At 71.1% G+C, this 18279-nt stretch carries 13 protein-coding genes; 11 read left to right on the top strand and 2 right to left on the bottom strand.

Annotated elements, in window-relative coordinates; translation table 11 throughout:
- Positions 1–39: 39 nt before the first annotated feature.
- The 3 genes from ACFY16_RS15695 to ACFY16_RS15685 all read left to right on the top strand — a co-directional run bounded on the left by ACFY16_RS15695 (position 40) and on the right by ACFY16_RS15685 (position 2148).
- Positions 40–663, top strand: a complete 624-nt coding sequence (locus ACFY16_RS15695; protein WP_390647660.1) for a TetR/AcrR family transcriptional regulator — start codon at positions 40–42, stop codon at positions 661–663.
- 82 nt (positions 664–745) lie between these two features.
- Positions 746–1447, top strand: coding sequence for a ribonuclease HII (locus tag ACFY16_RS15690; RefSeq protein ID WP_390647659.1), 702 nt, complete (start codon positions 746–748; stop codon positions 1445–1447).
- Positions 1448–1515: 68 nt separating this feature from the next.
- Positions 1516–2148, top strand: a complete 633-nt coding sequence (locus ACFY16_RS15685) for a hypothetical protein (protein ID WP_390647658.1) — start codon at positions 1516–1518, stop codon at positions 2146–2148.
- A gap of 376 nt (positions 2149–2524) precedes the next feature.
- On the opposite strand, the gene ACFY16_RS15680 is transcribed toward ACFY16_RS15685, so the two are convergent.
- The gene (locus ACFY16_RS15680; RefSeq protein WP_390647657.1) at positions 2525–3145 is read right to left on the bottom strand and encodes a hypothetical protein; all 621 of its coding nucleotides are present in this window, start codon (positions 3143–3145) and stop codon (positions 2525–2527) included.
- 581 nt (positions 3146–3726) lie between these two features.
- On the opposite strand from ACFY16_RS15680, the gene ACFY16_RS15675 reads away from it, so the two are divergent.
- The 8 genes from ACFY16_RS15675 (at position 3727) to ACFY16_RS15640 (ending at position 17849) form a co-directional block, all read left to right on the top strand.
- Positions 3727–5886 carry a RecQ family ATP-dependent DNA helicase gene (locus ACFY16_RS15675; RefSeq protein ID WP_390647656.1) on the top strand — a complete coding sequence of 720 codons (2160 nt, stop codon included), beginning with the start codon at positions 3727–3729 and terminating at the stop codon, positions 5884–5886.
- 484 nt (positions 5887–6370) lie between these two features.
- The gene (locus tag ACFY16_RS15670) at positions 6371–7966 is read left to right on the top strand and encodes a DUF4192 family protein (RefSeq protein WP_390647655.1); all 1596 of its coding nucleotides are present in this window, start codon (positions 6371–6373) and stop codon (positions 7964–7966) included.
- A gap of 662 nt (positions 7967–8628) precedes the next feature.
- Complete coding sequence (locus ACFY16_RS15665; protein ID WP_390647654.1) at positions 8629–10548, top strand: glycogen debranching N-terminal domain-containing protein; 1920 nt, start codon at positions 8629–8631, stop codon at positions 10546–10548.
- 141 nt (positions 10549–10689) lie between these two features.
- Positions 10690–11448, top strand: coding sequence for an NUDIX domain-containing protein (locus ACFY16_RS15660; protein WP_390647653.1), 759 nt, complete (start codon positions 10690–10692; stop codon positions 11446–11448).
- 130 nt (positions 11449–11578) lie between these two features.
- Positions 11579–13819 (top strand): ATP-binding cassette domain-containing protein, encoded by a 2241-nt coding sequence (locus ACFY16_RS15655; RefSeq protein ID WP_390647652.1) that lies wholly within the window; start codon positions 11579–11581, stop codon positions 13817–13819.
- Positions 13820–13981: 162 nt separating this feature from the next.
- Positions 13982–14869, top strand: a complete 888-nt coding sequence (locus ACFY16_RS15650) for a FadR/GntR family transcriptional regulator (RefSeq protein WP_390647651.1) — start codon at positions 13982–13984, stop codon at positions 14867–14869.
- Between the two features lie 428 nt (positions 14870–15297).
- Positions 15298–16839, top strand: coding sequence for an RNA polymerase sigma factor (locus tag ACFY16_RS15645; RefSeq protein WP_390647650.1), 1542 nt, complete (start codon positions 15298–15300; stop codon positions 16837–16839).
- 131 nt (positions 16840–16970) lie between these two features.
- A complete protein-coding gene (locus tag ACFY16_RS15640) occupies positions 16971–17849 on the top strand; it encodes a S1 family peptidase (RefSeq protein ID WP_390647649.1) in 879 nt (292 codons plus the stop codon).
- Between the two features lie 185 nt (positions 17850–18034).
- Here the strand turns inward: ACFY16_RS15640 and ACFY16_RS15635 are convergent, their stop codons facing one another.
- Positions 18035–18265 (bottom strand): hypothetical protein, encoded by a 231-nt coding sequence (locus ACFY16_RS15635; protein WP_390647648.1) that lies wholly within the window; start codon positions 18263–18265, stop codon positions 18035–18037.
- Positions 18266–18279 lie beyond the last annotated feature (14 nt).

The raw sequence follows: 18279 nt of genomic DNA, 5'->3' as shown, positions 1-18279 counted from the left end.
CCGGAAAATCCCCTCCCCTTGCACGCTGGAGATGCTCAGATGGTTACTTCGCGCTGGACGGACGCCCCCGCTCGGACCGCCTCCTTGCGCCGGCGTGGCGCCGTGCTCGAACGCGCGATCCTCGATGCCGCGCTGGAGCAGCTCGGCACGGTCGGCTGGAACTGCCTCACGATGGAAGGAGTCGCCGCCGGCGCCCAGACGGGCAAGGCCGCGGTCTACCGGCGCTGGCCGACGAAGGAGGATCTGGTCGCGGATGCGCTGCAGGCCGGACTGCCGCGCCTGGACGCGGCGCCCGATCTGGGGAGTGTGCGCGCGGACCTGCTCGAGCTGTGCCGGCAGGCGCGCGACGCGATGTTCTCGCGTCCCGGCTTCGCGCTGCGCTCAGTGATTCACGAATGCGACCATACCCAGGCTGAACGCTTCCATGCAGTGATCATCGAGGGGGTCGTGGAGCCGACCATAAGGCTCCTGAGGGAGGTCATCGAGCGTGGTATCCGGAGAGGTGAGGTGCGGTCCGACGCGACAAGCGGTTACGTCCTCGATGCCATCCCGGCGATGATGATGTATCGCGCAAAGATGTGCGCAAGCGAATGGGTCGACCAGGACGTCGAGGAGATGATCGACCAGTTGATGTTGCCGCTGCTGCGTCCGAACGGTATCTGAGCGCGGTTCGCGGCGGCCGTGAGGGCGCTCGGGCCAACCGGGGTGTCGTACCGGGATCCCGGCGGCGTACCCTAAGGGCGCCATGCCGTACGAACCGCCTACTCACACCGTCGAGCGCTCCCTTCGCGCCACGACCGGAGCGAAGGTCATTGCCGGTGTCGACGAGGTGGGGCGCGGTGCCTGGGCCGGTCCCGTCACCGTCTGCGCGGCGGTCACCGGACTGCGCCGGCCCCCGCAAGGGCTCACCGACTCGAAGCTGCTCACCGTCAAACGACGCACCGAACTCGCCCTGGAACTCCGGAAGTGGGTGACGTCGTACGCCCTGGGGCACTCGTCACCGGAGGAGATCGACGATCTGGGGATGACGGCGGCGCTGCGGCTCGCGGCGGTGCGTGCCCTCGATGCCCTGCCGGTCCGCCCCGACGCGGTGATCCTCGACGGGAAGCACGACTACCTCGGCACTCCCTGGATGGTCCGAACGGTCATCAAGGGCGACCGGTCGTGCGTGGCGGTTGCGGCGGCCTCGGTGATCGCCAAGGTTCAGCGCGACAAAATGATGGCCGAACTGGGTATCGACCATGCACACTTCCGTTTTGCGGACAACGCCGGGTATCCGTCACCCGTGCACAAGGCCGCACTGGAGGAGTGGGGCCCCACCCCCTACCACCGGTTGTCGTGGGCGTATCTTGATGCGCTGCCCCAGTGGCGGCATCTCAAGAAGGCCCGCAACTGGGCGGACGGACGCGTTCCGGAGATCGAGGGTCAGCTCGGCTTCGACTTCTGACGATTCCGCTCGCGCTGATGTGCCACCCCCTGGCGCGAGCCGCACCAACGTTTGATAAAAAACAGCTCATGCCTCTCATTCCCGAGGAGCCTCAGATTCACGAGAGTGCCCAGGGTCCCCGCGCCACTCCGGCCAGTGGCCGTACCGCGCCGACCCCCCGCCCTGTACCCGGCCCCCGCCCCGCGGCTCCGTCGCGACCCGGTCGTCCCGGTCCCCTCCGGCCCGCGCCGCCGGTGCAACGCACGCCACGCGACGTGGCCGCCAAGCACGAACCGTCGGGCCCGGCTGCCCCTGCCCCTACCGCCGCGGTGACTCCGCAGCTCCAGCTGATCCCGGCCTCGGCCGAGGGTGCGCTCGACGCTGCCGAGGAGGCCGTGGACCTGCTCCTGGACTCGGGTCGCGTCCCCGGTGACGTTCTTGTGGTCACCACCGGCGATCCGCACCCCTGGGCCGCTCACGAGCTGTCCTTCGGTGAAGCCTCCTATTGGGCGCAGGACGACGCGCGCGACGACGTCTTCTACGCCGACGCCGCCATCGCGGGCCGTGCCGGATCCCGTCCCGTGGTCGTGGTCGCCGTCAACGGCGGCCCCGCCGCCGCTGCCGCCACCGCCCTGTCGCTCGCCCATGCCAAGGCCGGTGCCCTGCTGATCGTCTGCGGCGACCCGCAGCAGATCAACTCGGTGCTGGGCGCGGGCGTCTGAGCCGGTTCCGCCGGTCCCGGCGGATGCCGGGAGTGACGGAGGTGCTGTTGCGACGGCACCCGCACAGTGGGCATTTCGGCACGCCCGGACGGCCGTGGGCACGCGCAGTGCGCGTGCCTCCGCCCCGGTCCGCGATCTCCGTCGACGCCGCTGCCGGCGCCGGGAGGCAGTTGCCGTGCCGCAGTTTCCTGTCCCAAGGGGCGTTCCGGTGTGCGGTGGCCCGGCCGTTTGCGGGCACTCGGCGTCTGGAGGGTCGTACGAATCGCGTCGGCAGTGACGTCGCGGCACGGTGACGCCGGGCGGGGCTGCCGACGGGGGTCTTGACCGACGTACGACGGGACGCGTGCCCTCCGGCGTGGAGCCCCGTCGGCGACCTTCAGCGGGCGGCGGCGCGGCGCAGGACCTCCGAGGCGGCGCCGCCGGTGCGGGGCAGCAGCGGTGGCGCCTCGGATATCGCGAAGGGCTCCGGTGCCGAGTCGGCATTGGGGCGACGGCCGCCGCGGCCCTCGCCGAGGACCTGCCAGCCGTCGTGGGTCAGCGTGATGTATGCCCCGCAGCGCAGCCCGTGCAGCGTGCAGGCGTCACGCAGCCCCCACATCCACGCGCCGTCCTCCTCCGTCCAGCGCGCGTCGCCCTCACGGCAGTAAAGCAGCACGGCGGTGCGCACCGGGGTGCGGCGCCGCAGGTCGTGCGGGATGACCCGGCGCAGCTGGGCGAGCAGCGCATTGCGGAACATCCAACCGTCCGCCGGAGTCGAGCGGCGAGCGAACGAGGCGCTTGCCCGCACTCGTTCGTCCGGGTCGAGCACAGCCACGATCGCCGTCTCGGGCTTGGGACGGTGCCGGGTGTGGAGGCCGCTGACGACCTCCCGGGGGTTGCGCAGCAGCGGGATCCCGGCGGCGGCCCACTCCGCGGGTTCGAGCATGCGGCTGGCGGAAGCGGCGGACGTGGATGTCGACAACGATGCTGCCGAGGACGGAGCGAATCCGAAGGTCACGGTCCTCCCTTCGGCTACGCGCCCACACTGCGGGCGGGTCGGATTCGGGGGAGCGCACACCGCAGCAGAGCCCTACCTGATCACGGACGAGCCGTGCGGGGAGCGGACTTCAATTCTTCCTGTCGAACTTGGATGCGGCAACGAGCAATTGGGGCCACCGACCTGTATGCGGCAGTGTGTGACTTATATCCCTACCCCGTGTTTCACCCGGCGATGCGAGAGACGGCAGCGGACGGCACGTTCGACCGCGTGCGGTGCGGAGGAGTCGAACGAGTGCGGCCGCGTGGCCGCCCGGTCGGCATTGCGCGGCGAGTATCAGCGGCAGCACCTGCCGGGCGCCGCACAGCACCTGGTCGCCGGAAGTCCGGGTCGTTGAGGGCTCCAGGCCGGAGAACCGGGAAGCATGTGAATCCGGGCGAATCGGGGATCTGATCTGCGCAAACGTGCTGTTCGAGGACAATCGTGGCCGAACGCTTGGCCTTGGCCGTCCCCATCGGTGCGTGGTCGATGGACCGTTCGCGAACTGCTGGTCACGCTGGGTGAGGTGGCCCTTTGTCGTTGCCATCGGGTTGCATGGGGGCATGGACAACCTGGAGCTCCGCACTGAAGCCGACGCCATCCTCGCTGAGCTCGTCGGTGACCCGGGGGGTTCGGCGCGGCTGCGGGAGGACCAGTGGCAGGCGGTGGCGGCTCTGGTGGAGGAGCGCCGGCGTGCCCTGGTGGTGCAGCGCACCGGCTGGGGGAAGTCGGCGGTGTACTTCGTGGCCACCGCTCTGCTGCGCCGACGTGGCTCGGGGCCGACGGTGATCGTTTCGCCGCTGTTGGCGCTGATGCGCAACCAGGTCGAGTCGGCGGCGCGGGCCGGTATCCGGGCGCGCACCATCAACTCGGCCAACCCGGAGGAGTGGGACACGATCTACGAGGAGGTCGAGCGCGGCGAGACCGATGTTCTCCTCGTAAGTCCGGAACGCCTTAATTCTGTTGACTTCCGCGATCAGGTGCTGCCCAAGCTGGCGGCCACGACCGGCCTGCTGGTGGTCGACGAGGCGCACTGCATCTCCGACTGGGGGCACGACTTCCGCCCCGACTACCGCAGGCTGCGGGCGATGCTCACTGAGCTTGCCCCCGGCGTGCCGGTGCTGGCGACCACTGCGACCGCGAACGCGCGGGTCACCGCTGATGTGGCCGAGCAGCTGGGTACCGGTGCCGGCGAGGCCCTGGTGCTGCGGGGCCCGCTGGAGCGGGAAAGCCTGCGGCTGGGCGTGGTCCAGCTGCCGGACGCCGCCCACCGCCTGGCCTGGCTCGCCGAGCACCTGGACGAGCTGCCGGGCTCCGGAATCATCTACGCCCTCACCGTCGCCGCAGCCGAGGAGGCCACCGCCTTCCTGCGGCAGCGCGGTTTCCGGGTGGCTTCCTACACAGGGCGCACGGAGAACGCCGACCGGCTGCAGGCCGAGGTCGACCTGCAGGAGAACCGGGTCAAGGCGCTGGTCGCGACTTCGGCGCTGGGCATGGGCTTCGACAAGCCGGACCTGGGCTTCGTGGTCCATCTCGGCTCGCCGTCCTCGCCGATCGCGTACTACCAGCAGGTGGGGCGTGCGGGTCGCGGTGTGGCCCATGCCGACGTGCTGCTGCTGCCGGGCAGGGAGGACGAGGCCATCTGGCGCTACTTCGCCGACACGGCCTTCCCGCCCGAGGCGCAGGTCCGCCAGACCCTCTCGGCGCTCGCCGGTGCGGGACGGCCGCTGTCCGTGCCGGCCCTGGAGGCGGCGGTGGATCTTCGGCGTACCCGTCTGGAGACGATGCTGAAGGTGCTGGACGTCGATGGGGCCGTCAAGCGGGTGAAGGGCGGCTGGATCTCCACTGGCGAGCCGTGGGTCTACGACTCCGAGCGCTACGCCTGGGTCGCCCGGCAGCGGGCGGCCGAGCAGCAGGCCATGCGCGACTACGTGAGCACGTCCCAGTGCCGGATGGAGTTCCTGCGCCGGCAGCTGGACGACGAGGGTGCGATCCCGTGCGGCCGTTGCGACAACTGCGCGGGAGCCTGGGCAGATTCCTCGGTTTCGGCGGAGACGCTGACGGGGGCGGTGAAGGAACTGGACCGACCGGGGGTGGAGGTCGAGCCGCGCCGGATGTGGCCGACGGGGATGCCCGCACTGGGTATCGAACTCAAGGGGCGTATCCCTGCCAAGGAGCAGTGCTCCACCGGGCGCGCTCTGGGGCGGCTCTCGGACATCGGCTGGGGCAACCGGCTGCGCCCGCTGCTGGCTGAGAACGCGCCCGACGGGCCAGTGCCCGATGATGTCCTGCGGGCCGCGGTGGCGGTCCTCGCCGATTGGGCGCGTTCCCCGGGCGGCTGGGCGGCGAATGTTCCGGACGCTGTTGCCCGGCCGGTGGGCGTCGTCGCTGTGCCGTCCCTGGCCCGCCCCCAACTGGTGGGGTCTCTGGCCCAGGGAATCGCGGCCATCGGCCGCCTCCCCTTTTTGGGCACCCTGGCCTACACCGGGCCGAGCGGCGTGCATGCGGCGCGTCGCAGCAACTCCGCTCAACGCCTCAGGGCGCTCTCCAGTGCCTTCGCCGTCCCCGAGGAACTGGCTGGTGCCCTGGCCGGCTCTCCGGGTCCCGTCCTCCTCGTGGACGACTACACCGACTCCGGCTGGACCCTCGCAGTCGCCGCCCGCCTGCTCCAACAGGCAGGCAGCGAACAGGTGCTTCCCTTGGTCCTCGCTGCGGCAGGCTGAGTTTCCCCGTTTCGTGGGTGCGGCCGAACGCGTCGCCTCTGTCGTGGTGGGCGGCGCGACGGTTCCAGTGGTGGCCGGAATGCGCGTGCCCCGACCCGTCAAATTGGCTGGATGGCTGGTTATCGACTGTTTTGGGGAAGGCCAAGGTCTCGTGGTGCCCAGCGCCCGGTACGCCCTGCGGCGCCTCCTCGGGGATGCGCGCCTGCGTGCCGGAGTGTGGGGGCGTTGACGTCCGGGGCTTGGAGACTCGGCCGTTCACCCGCCGACCCGCCTGGGCGGTTCGGTGAGGCGGGCGAGGATCGTGTGGGCCGCCGTCCGAAGGTCCATGTTTGCTCGTGTGCTCCATGCGTCCCATACGACACGACCGCACTGACAGGCGGCGGAGACGCCGCGGCGACGCTGCGGAGACGCCGTCATGACGTGTTCCTGATTGAAGTTATCCACAGGCAAAGCGGAACTTCGCAATCCGCGAGATCGTCGGCGCATGACGAATCACGGCGAAACGACTGGATCATTCGAAAACGGCGACATGGCACGGCGTGCGGGCATGGAACGTGCCGGGTTCGACGACCCCACCGGCACGCACCAGGTCACCCTGCGCACCCCGGCCGAGCTGGCCGACGCCCTGCCGTACCTGCTCGGGTACCGCCCTGAGGACAGCATCGTGCTGGTAGCCCTGCACGACAAAGCCGGACGGGGCCGGTTCGGCGGCCGGGCCCGGCTCGGCATTCCGGCCGGTTCCGACGACTGGGCCTCCGTGGCACGGCAGTTGGCGCACGGACTGGTGACGGGTAGCGAACGCCGGGGCGCCCGGCCCGAGCAGATGGTCGCCTACCTCTGCCAGGAACCGGGGCCGGGCGAGTCGGGTCGACAGGTCATGGAACGGCTGCGGCCCCTTGCACAGCGCATCCGCGTCGAATGCGGTCTCCTCGACGTGCCGGTCATCGAGGCGCTGTGCATCTCGGACGGCCGCTTCTGGTCGTACTGCTGCACAGGTGAAGCCTGCTGTCCGGCCGAGGGTGTCGTGATGGGCCTGCCCGGCACCTCCGTGCTGGCTGCCGCCGCCACCTACGCCGGACTCCAGGTGCGCGGCACACTGCGAGAGCTGCGGGCCAGGCTGCTGCCCTGGGAGACGACGGCCGCGCTCGACCAGGAGACCGCCCTCGACGCCGCCAGCAGGAATTTGGTCCCCATGATCCTGGACGACACGAGCCGCGCCCGTGTGGCGGACGAGACCTTGGCACTGGTGGAGGGGGTCATGCGGCGCTTCGCCGAGGCGCCGACCGTCTCCGGCACTCTCATGGCCGACGGGCGCGACGACGAACTGCTGGAACACGACGAGGCCGCGGCGCTGATTCTCGGCCTGCAGGATCGCACGACCCGCGACCGGGCGGCCGCGTGGATGGAGGGCGACGAGGCAGGTCCCGCACTCCGTCTCTGGCGCGCACTGGCCCGCCGCTGTGTCGGTTCCTACGGCGAACACGCCGCGGCGCCCCTCACCCTGGCCGGCTGGGTAGCCTGGTCGACCGGCGATGACCTGGAGGCCCGGGAGGCCCTGGCCATGGCGCTGGGTGCCGACCCCGGGTACCTCTTCGCCCGTCTGCTGCACCAGGCCTGCAACGAGGGCCTGGACCCGGAGTCGGTCCGCCGCTGCCTGCGTGCCGAGCGCGCGGAACGCGCGAGCCGTGGGTGTCCTGCTGCCGAGCCGACTGTCAGGACGGCACGGGTGGGCACCGACGCCCCGGTACCAGGCGATGTCACTGAGTCTGTACCAAGCGATGTGACTGCGTCGATGCCCCGCGATGCGACCGAGTCGATGCCCCGCGATGCGACTGAATCGGCGTCATGTGACGTGGCCGAGGCGGTGCCGAGCTCTGCGCCGAGCTCTCCGGTCACCTCGGGAGAGGCTCCCCGCCGCCGACGCCGCACGCGCGGTGCCGGGGCCGCCGAGGGCCGCCCCGGCACCGCTCCGACGGGCAGCACGCGACCACATGGTTCGAGGAAAGGCACGGAGCGGCGTCGTGGCACCGGTGCGGGGGGCGCGCGTCCTGGGCGCGGTGACACCAAGAAGGAGGCATGAGCGACTGTCGGGGTGTGCCTGCCGCAGCCGCGGATGTCCTCGCGTGGGCGGCAGCAACGGGACGAGCGGCGGACCGTACCCCAGGGCCGGTACCAGTGTGCCGCCGCACCGCCACCATTCGGTGGGGCTGTCCCATGGCGGCCGTGACCCGAAGAAGCCCGGATCCGTTCACCTGAGTGGCGGAACGCATGGACGGGGCGCGCCGCCGCACCCGTGTCCCGCCTCAGCCCTCCGCCCGGCGCCGCCCACGCCAGCGGCGCACAGAGCGCAGAAGAAGCCACCGTATGCACCAGTCCACTCCGCCCTCAGCCGACGACGACCGCTTTGCCGCCGGGAGGTCCGCGCCGCCCCTTCGTCCCGGCACGGGTCCACCGCCCGTGGACCAATCCAGTGCAGGCCGGGTCCGGACGCCTGCGCCTGCAAGCCAAAGCCAGACCCACGCGCCCGCGGATCAAGGCGGGATTCCCGGGCTCACGGGCGAAGGTCCACCTCCTGCGTCCGCGAGCGCCCAGCCGCCTTGGTCCACAAACCCCGTATGGTTTCCGTCCCCGCACACCAGCCAGGCGCGTCGGGCATCGGCCGCCCCGCCGAGAGGAACCTCGCAACCAGCCCCGCTCCCGACGCCCCGTCGTGCCGGCGATCTCCCGCCCACCCACACCACGATGATCTGCCTGGCTCTCCCCGGCCTCGTGATCTCGACGGAACAAGGGCAGCTGACCGGCCGGGGACTGGAGGGGTACTACCGTGCGGGTCGGCGCCTGCTGTCCCGTTGCCAGGTCCGCGTGGCCGGACGCGAACCGCTCGCGGTCCAGGCGCGGATGGCCGCGGCCGACCGGGTGCGTTTCGTAGGAACCCTGCGCGTCTCCCCCTACGCCGGCCCCGATCCGGACGTCGTCGTCGAGCGGATCCGGCACGCGGACGGCACGGAGCGGATCACACTGCGCAGTACGGCCCCGCGTCCAGTGCGCCTCCCGGTCGAGGTGGCCCTGGGCACGGACCTGGCCGACCTGGGTGCTATCGCGTCCGGCACCGCAGGGCCCGAACTGCCCGCCAGCGTCCACGACTCCGGCCTGCGCTGGAGCTGCTCCGCCGGTACGTCGTCGGTCACCGCCGCCCCGCCACCCGCCGACGCGCTGGCCTCCGCGGGACTGCTGCGCTGGGACGTCGAGCTGCCTCCGGGCGGGAGTACCACCGTGGAACTGCGTGTCCGACCGGACGGGGCGGGGCCCGTCCGGGCCGCGGGCCGCGCGACGACGAGCCCACTCGCCGCCGCCCGCGCGACCGGTGACCACCCAGGAGCTCCGGCACTCCTGCGCACGAGTATCGAGGACCTCCAGGCGCTGCTGCTGCGTGACCCGGCACACCCGTCCGACAGGTATCTCGCGGCCGGGGCACCCTGGCGGTGCGGCCTGGCTCCGGCTGAGGCGCTCGCCGCGGCCCGGATGGCCCTGCCGCTCGGCACCCGGCTCGCCACGGGCACGCTGCGCACCCTCGCCCGCACCCAAATCCCGGCCCCGGACGCGCGCTCCGGCATGATCCCCGGACCGCTGCGCGACGCGGGTCCTCGTCTGCCGCCGGCCTGCACGGCCACAGAGGCCACGCTGCTGTTCCCGGTGCTCCTGGCGGAGGCCCGCCGCTGGGGGCTCCCCGAACACGAGACCGAGGAACTGCTGCCGGCGGCCGAGCGCTGTCTGACCTGGCTGCGGGCCACCGTGGGCGACGGCACGTACCTGTACGACCCGCAGACCGAAGGTCCCGCCCGCTGCGAGACGCAGGCCCACGCCCACCGTGCCGCGGTGCTCGGCGCCGACCTGCTGGATGCCTGCGGGCGGCCCGGTGGCGACGGTCTGCGGCAGTGGGCCAAGGCGCTGCGGAACGCGTTTCGGGAGGACTTCTGGGTCGAGCACCCCGGCGGTGGGCGACCCGCGGCCGCGCGCGCCCCGGACGGACGTCTCGTCGCGCGCCTCGGCGCGTCCGTCGTCCATCTGCTCGACCCCGGTCTGCTGGGCGGAGGTGAACTGGCGCCGGGGCTGCTCGACAAGGTACGGACGGAACAACTCGCCCGGCTGCTCGGTGGCCCCGTCATGGACTCCGGCTGGGGACTGCGTGGGCTCGGCACGAAGGAAGCGGAATACAACCCGTTCGGCCACCGCGGCGGCGCCGTGCGGGTCCAGGAGACGGCGGTCGCCGTCGCGGGCCTGGCCGCCGCGGGGTACGAGAAGGAGGCGACCTCACTGCTGCGCGGGGTTCTGGCAGCGGCCGACGCCTTCGGCCACCGGCTGCCCGAGATGTATGCGGGCGAGCCCCGCACCGACGGGAACGCTCCGGTGCCGCACCCGGCGGCCTGCCGTCCCGCCGCCACCTCGGCGGCCGCCGGAGTCCTGCTGCTCACCACCCTCACCGGGATCCGTCCCGACGCCCCCGTCGGCACGGTCACGCTGCGCCCCGTGCGCAGTGCGCCGCTGGGCGAGATCGGTCTGACAGGCCTGCGCGTCGCGGGCACACCCTTCTCCGTACGGGTCAGCAGACTCGGTGTCGCCATGGTCGAGGAGGCGGCCGCTGGACTCCAACTGCGAGCCTGACCTCGTACGGCACCGCGTCGCACACCGAATGCCTCCGGGCCCCGAGGCGGCGGTGAGGTGCACGGCGAGTGAAGCGGATCAGCCACCGATGCGGCCGACGAAGGGAGTGTTTATCGTCAGGCAGACGACTATGATCGCGGCATGCCCTACGACCCGTCAGCCTTTCCGCCCTTCGCCGTCACCGTGGACCTGGTCGTGCTGACCGTGCGCCGCCACGCCCTGTGCGCGCTGGCGGTGCGCAGGGGGGAACCGCCCTTCCAGGGGCGCTGGGCACTCCCCGGCGGCTTCGTGCGGGCCGACGAGGACCTGTCGCAGGCCGCGGCGCGCGAGCTTGTCGAGGAGACCGGACTGCACGCGCACGATCCTTCCCTCCCCGTCCAGGACAACGGCGCCCACCTGGAGCAGCTCGCCACGTACGGCGACCCCAAGCGCGACCCGCGGATGCGCGTGGTCAGCGTTGCCCACTTGGCGCTCGCTCCCGACCTGCCCGCGCCCCGGGCCGGTGGCGATGCCAGCAACGCGCGCTGGGCACCCGTCGAGGAGCTGCTGCAGCAGGGCGGTTACGGCCGTGACGGCGAACCGGTCGCGCCGCTCGCCTTCGACCACGCCCAGATCCTCTCCGACGGAGTGGAGCGCGCCCGCTCGAAAATCGAGTACTCGTCGCTGGCCACGGCGTTCTGCCCCACCGAGTTCACCGTCGGCGAGCTGCGCCGTGTCTACGAGGCGGTGTGGGGCGTGGCGCTCGACCCACGCAACTTCCACCGCAAGGTGACGGGCACTCCCGGCTTTCTGGTCCCCACCGGCGGCACCACCACACGTCAGGGCGGCCGCCCGGCCCAGCTTTTCCGTGCCGGCGGCGCCACATTGCTCAACCCCCCGATGCTTCGCCCCGAAGTCTGAACTCTGCCACGTCGGCACGTCGGGTCCGCGGCGCAACGGAGTGCAGGGGACCGAGCCAATCGGTCGTCCGCTGTCGGAGCGCGCCTTGCGATGCCCGAAAAACCGGACATAGCACGCTATCTTGCTTTGGGTGATCCAGGCCTTCGGACTGACCAGCGACCCCCGCAAGGACCTTCCGCCCGCGGTCGACGACGTCTCCTTCGAGGCACGCGCGGGCCGCGTCACCACGCTGCTCGGAGCGGCGGGCGCGGGTAAGAGCACGGCACTGAGACTCATGCTCGAACTTCAACAGGGCCGTGGCATCACCTACTTCAGAGGCCGCCCCCTGCACCGCATCGCCCACCCGTCGCGCGAGGTGGGCGTGCTGATGGGAGACGTCCCGGGACACCCCGCCCGCACGGTCCGCGGCCACCTTCGCATGCTCTGCGCTGCCGCGGGAGTACCGGTTCGAAGGGCCGACGAAGTCCTCGAGGTCGTCGGCCTGGTCAGCCTGCGAGACGAACGCCTCGGCACCCTCTCGCGCGGCATGGACCGCCGACTCGGTCTCGCCTGCGCCCTGCTCGCTGACCCGCACACCCTCGTGCTCGACGGCCCCACCCAAGAGCTCACCGCCCGCGAAAGCCGGTGGCTGTACGGAATGCTGCGCGCGCACGCCACCCAGGGCGGCACGGTCCTGATCACCACCACCGACTCCAAGGAGGCCGCCCGCACCGCCGACCGGATCGTCACGCTCGAGCAGGGCAGAGTCGTCGCCGACCAGGAGGCCGCGGACTTCGCCCGGACCCGGCTTCGTCCCCGGGTCGCCGTTCGCAGCCCGCACGCCGCGCGCCTCGCCGCCCTCCTCGCCAAGGAGGCCCGCACCGCCCAGCGCTCGGTCGAAGTCGTCCAGGACGGCGGCAACCGCCTCTCCGTCTACGGCAGCACCTGCGCCGACGTCGGCGAGACCGCGTTCCGTCACGGCATCCTCGTACATCAACTCGCCGACGAGACCGGCGACATGGTCCCTGGAGCGAGGGCCGAGTCGTCCGACGAGCGGTTCGAGTTGCGGTTCGACGAGGGGGAACTGCGGGCCGGGAGCCGTCGGGAGCCGAAACCCACGGTCGATACCGACAGCGCCACCGCCGCAGGAAACCCACGCACGCCCGGTGCGGCCCGCCGCACCGACGTACCCCGCCCCGCGGCCGGCGAGCCGTCACCCGCCGAGACGCAGCAGCGCCCCGCCGACCCACCACTACGATCCACCGTCACACCGCCGGGTCTCCGCGCGGTCGCGGCCCCGGCCGACGCACAGACACCCAGAGCTGTGGCGCTGCCGGGCACTCTCGCCGCACAGACCTCCACCGACGTGCAGGCGACTGCTCCAGCCCCGCCCGTGCCCGCGGCGGCATCCCGGAATCCCGCTGCCGGACCACATTTCCCCGACGCGTCACCGGCCCTCACGGAGACTCCCGCAGTCGACGAGGCCGACACATCCGGGCGCCCAGTCGCGCACTCCCCGCAGACACCGGGCACGTACGCCACGGCACGCTCCCTTCCTCCCGCCGAGGCCGGCACGCTCGGCGCCCTGTCCGATCTCCCGCCCCCGATCTCCGTCCACCCCGCCCCCAGCCCGCTGCGCCCCCTTCGCTACGAACTCCGCCGTGCCGCCGGCATCGGCACCGGGTTCCTCACGGCGGCCGCTGTGCTCGTCACCTCGGCCGTGGGCGCCGTACTCCTGGCTCGTATCGGTCACACCCCGCAGCCGCGGCTGCTCGCGGCCTGGCCGCGGGAGCTCCCGCTGCCGCCTGCGGCGCTCGGCGCCGGACTGCTCGGTGCGCTCGCCTTCGGGGACGAGTTCCGCCATCCCGCCCTGGCGGCGGACCGCGGCACCGTACCCCGCCGGCTCGGGCTGCTCGCCGCCAAGCTCCTCGTCTCCGCGGCCACCGCGCTGATGCTGGCCTTTCTCACCGTGGGCTGCGACGCCGAAGTGCTCTATGTCGTATACGGGCGGGAGCTCGCCCAGGTTCCCGACGGCTGGTTCTCGCTGAGCGCCAGTTGGCTCGGGCTCGTGGTCGGTTGCGCCTGGGCCGGTGTGCTGGCCGCGGGCGTCTTCCGGTCCACCACCGCCGGGCTCGCCGCGGTGGTCGCCGTGCCGGTGGTCGTCGTACCGCTCGTACAAAAGGCCTTGGAAGGACCGTCCGTGCGGAGGGCGACCGGCCTCTCCGTGCGGCTGCGTGAGGTGTTCCTGCTGCAGTGGCCGTTCGGGGGGGAGCGCTATTTGGCGGGCGTGGCCCGGGTGATCGCCCAACCTGTTGGTGGCGCGCTGACGTTGTCGCTCACCGCTCTGCTCTGCGCATATCTGCTCACGAACCTGCGTAGCAGGGTCCGATGACACCCGTCCGCACGCTTCAATGCCCGGCCTGCGCACAACTCCCCGGAGAACGCTCATTTCTTTCCGATAAGGCGTCAATTGCGACGGCGTGAGCGATCACCCTTTCGTGTGCTTTTCACCAAAGACCTCAAGGGAGTTGGAGACGGCGCCGACAAAGGATCCGTGAGTACCCTTGCGCACACCATGATGACCGCCGCCCGCTCCGCAGACTCCGGCCTCGTCGGCCCGGGCGAACTCGACCGCTACCCCTTCGCCGAGGCCTCTGTCGCCGACCGCGTCGGAGCTCCCGTGTGGGAGGGCGCAGACCCGGAGCTGGGTCGCGTGGGCCGACGCGCCGCGGGCAGCCGCGGGCGCGGGCTGCACGGCCAACTTGTTCAGCAGCTGGGCCAGATGATCGTCTCCGGTGACCTGGGCGCCGACCGTCCGCTGGTGCCGGAGGAGATCGGCCAGCGCTTCGAGGTCTCCCGGACCGTCGTCCGCGAGTCGCTCCGGGTCCTGGAAGCCAAGGGCCTGGTCAGTGCCCGCCCGAACGTGGGCACGCGCGTGCGCCCCGTCAGTGACTGGAACCTCCTCGACCCGGACATCATTGAGTGGCGGGCCTTCGGGCCGCAGCGTGACGACCAGCGCCGCGAGCTCAGCGAGCTGCGCTGGACGATCGAGCCGCTCGCCGCCCGGCTCGCCGCCGGACACGGGCGCGAGGACATCCAGCAGCGGCTGGGCGACATGGTCGAGATCATGGGCCATGCCATGGGACAGGGTGACGCGCTCACCTTCTCCCGGGCCGACGCCGAGTTCCACTCGCTGCTCATCCAGGTTGCGGGCAACCGGATGCTGGAGCACCTCTCCGGGATCGTGTCCGCCGCCCTCCAGGTCTCCGGCGGTCCGGTCGCGGGCTGTGAGCGGCCGAACGAGGCGTCCCTGGCGCATCACGGCAGGATCGTCGACGCCCTCGCCGCGGGCGACGGTGCGGCGGCCGAGACGGCCATGCGCCACCTTCTCACTGTCCACCCCGAGGTTGAGCGCGTGGTGCCCGCGCCACGCGAGCACTGACTGCGCACCGCGGGCGGCCCGGCCGGAGATGTCTCCCCCCTCCTGTGACATAGCCCGGTCGACGCACCGTCCCCCGCCGGACCCCGCAGGAGCCTCCGGTTCCTGCGGGGTCCGGCGGTGCGACGAGGCGGTGACTGCATCGGGGCGGTCCTGGTCGACGATGCGGGTGACCTCACTTGTCTATGTTTGACCGCTTTTTGGCGGTTATGGGGTGTGACTCGGGCCACGCAGATTGGGCGTAACGCTCGTGGAGACAACGCGATGACCTAAGAGGTGACAGTCGTGGAGGGAATATGGACGCCGTTTACGGCGCTGTGCTTCTTCCCGGCCCCCGCCCGCGCCGTCGGCCCATCCCCAGGCCGGTGGTCGGCTCCCGTCCGTCGTGGATGGGGCCGGAAGCCGTTTTCCAACGTTCCGAGAGGTTGTTCGTGTCGGCCAGCACATCCCGTACGCTCCCGCCGGAGATCGCCGAGTCCGTCTCTGTCATGGCGCTCATTGAGCGGGGAAAGGCTGAGGGGCAGATCGCCGGCGATGACGTGCGTCGGGCCTTCGAAGCTGACCAGATTCCGGCCACTCAGTGGAAGAACGTACTGCGCAGCCTCAACCAGATCCTCGAGGAAGAGGGTGTGACGCTGATGGTCAGTGCCGCGGAGCCCAAGCGCACCCGAAAGAGCGTCGCAGCGAAGAGTCCGGCCAAGCGCACCGCCACCAAGACGGTCGCGGCGAAGACCGTGACCACCAGGCAGGCCACCGCCACCCCGGCGGCGACCGCCGACCCTGCCGTCGCCGATTCCGCCGACGAAGCCACGATCGCCAAGAAGGCCGCAGCCAAGAAGGCGACCGCCAAGAAGACTGTGGCGAAGAAGACGACCGCCGTCGCCAAGAAGACGGCGGCCAAGAAGACCAGCGCCAAGAAGGATGACGCCGAGCTGGTCGAGGAGGAGGCGCTCGAGGAGGTCAAGGGCGGCGCCGAGGAGCCCGAGGGCACCGAGAGTGCCGGCTTCGTGCTCTCCGACGAGGACGAGGACGACGCGCCCGCCCAGCAGGTCGCGGCCGCCGGTGCCACCGCCGACCCGGTCAAGGACTACCTCAAGCAGATCGGCAAGGTCCCCCTGCTCAACGCCGAGCAGGAGGTCGAGCTCGCCAAGCGCATCGAGGCCGGTCTGTTCGCCGAGGACAAGCTGGCCAACGCCGACAAGCTGGCGCCGAAGCTCAAGCGCGAGCTGGAGATCATCGCCGAGGACGGCCGCCGCGCCAAGAACCACCTCCTGGAGGCCAACCTCCGTCTGGTGGTCTCCCTGGCCAAGCGCTACACCGGCCGCGGCATGCTCTTCCTGGACCTCATCCAGGAGGGCAACCTCGGTCTCATTCGCGCGGTGGAGAAGTTCGACTACACCAAGGGCTACAAGTTCTCCACGTACGCCACCTGGTGGATCCGTCAGGCGATCACCCGCGCCATGGCCGACCAGGCCCGCACCATCCGTATCCCGGTGCACATGGTCGAGGTCATCAACAAGCTCGCGCGCGTGCAGCGCCAGATGCTCCAGGACCTGGGCCGCGAGCCCACCCCGGAGGAGCTGGCCAAGGAACTCGACATGACCCCGGAGAAGGTCATCGAGGTCCAGAAGTACGGCCGCGAGCCCATCTCCCTGCACACCCCGCTGGGCGAGGACGGCGACAGCGAGTTCGGTGACCTCATCGAGGACTCCGAGGCCGTCGTCCCGGCCGACGCGGTCAGCTTCACGCTCCTGCAGGAGCAGCTGCACTCCGTCCTGGACACCCTGTCCGAGCGCGAGGCGGGCGTCGTCTCCATGCGCTTCGGTCTCACCGACGGTCAGCCGAAGACCCTCGACGAGATCGGCAAGGTGTACGGCGTCACGCGCGAGCGCATCCGTCAGATCGAGTCCAAGACGATGTCCAAGCTGCGTCACCCGTCACGTTCCCAGGTACTGCGCGACTACCTCGACTAGGCCGTAGTCGTACGACGCCGAAGGCCCGGTTCCCCGCGAGGGGGCCGGGCCTTCTTGTGTGTGCGGGTGCGCGACGCAACGCTCTGAATCACCCTGGGTCTCCGATGAACTCCGCAGAGTGAGGAGCGTGTATGTGCCGTCCTTTTGTCCGGGCCCTGACCCGGCCCCTGGTACTGGCAGCCGTGGCGGCGGCCATACCACTGGTGTCCGCCTCCCCCGTCGCCGCCGACAGCATCGTCGTCGGCGGTTTCCCAGTCGACGTGTCCAGCAGTCCGTGGACGGTGGCACTGTCCAGCCGTGACCGGTTCGGGGGTACGCGAGCGGGTCAGTTCTGCGGTGGTGTGGCCATCGGCCCGACCACTGTGCTCACTGCCGCCCACTGCCTGGGCGAGGAGGTCCTTGGGGCGCCACCGGACCGTGCGAGCGACCTCAAGGTCATCGCGGGCCGTACCGACCTGGTCTCGGCCCAGGGCAAGGAGATCGCAGTACGCGACACCTGGGTGAATCCGAACTACGACACTTTCAGTAACGCAGGGGACTTCGCCGTACTGACCCTTGCGGGGCCCCTGCCGAGGGGCTCCGCCATCGGGATGGCGGCCGCGGGTGATCCCGTCTACGGACCCGGAACGACCGCCACCGTCTACGGATGGGGTGACATCACGGGGGTCGGCGACTACGCGCGTAGCCTACGGGCGGCGCGCGTGCACGTCCTGCCTGATGCTCTGTGCGAGCGCGCCTACCGGGATGGTGTCGACGGCTCGTACCACACCGCGACCATGCTGTGTGCCGGTGAGGTCAGCGGCGGCCGCGACGCCTGTCAAGGGGACAGCGGCGGGCCGCTGGTGGCCGAGGGGAAGCTGATCGGGCTCGTGTCGTGGGGGAGCGGCTGTGGAGAGCGGGGGAGTCCCGGCGTCTACACGCGCGCATCCGACATCGTACGAGTGCTCGGCGAAGCCGGCACCGATCCTGCCGTGGGGCGGAGTCACAGGATGCCACCCGATGGCAGCTGAGCGTTGCTGCAGCCGGCATCACCGCCGTACTGCGGCGTCCGCATGGAGCGGGCCCTTCATGGGGACCGCTCATCGCGCCTGACGCACCGAACGCAGCGTTTACGAGTCGGGCGGCCGCCCCGAGTGCGGGGCGGCCGCCCATGCGCCGGTCTGTGCCGGAGCTGGCTCGTCGTGGATCCGAAGCGTCAGCGTTCTTCGTCGGGGGAGGATTCGGGAACGGACGTCAGCCGCTCCGTCTCGTCCTGTATCTCAGCGGCGATCTTCTTGAGTTCCGGCTCGAACTTGCGACCATGGTGGGCGCAGAAGAGCAGTTCTCCGCCGCTCAGCAGGACGACGCGCAGGTATGCCTGGGCGCCGCAGCGGTCGCAGCGATCAGCGGCCGTCAGTGGGCTCGCGGGGGTCAGAACAGTAGTCACGTCGCCTCTTCTCT

It is taken from the genome of Streptomyces sp. NPDC001315 (assembly GCF_042896175.1).
Taxonomy (GTDB): domain Bacteria; phylum Actinomycetota; class Actinomycetes; order Streptomycetales; family Streptomycetaceae; genus Streptomyces.
This window is presented reverse-complemented; position numbering and strand designations above follow the sequence as displayed.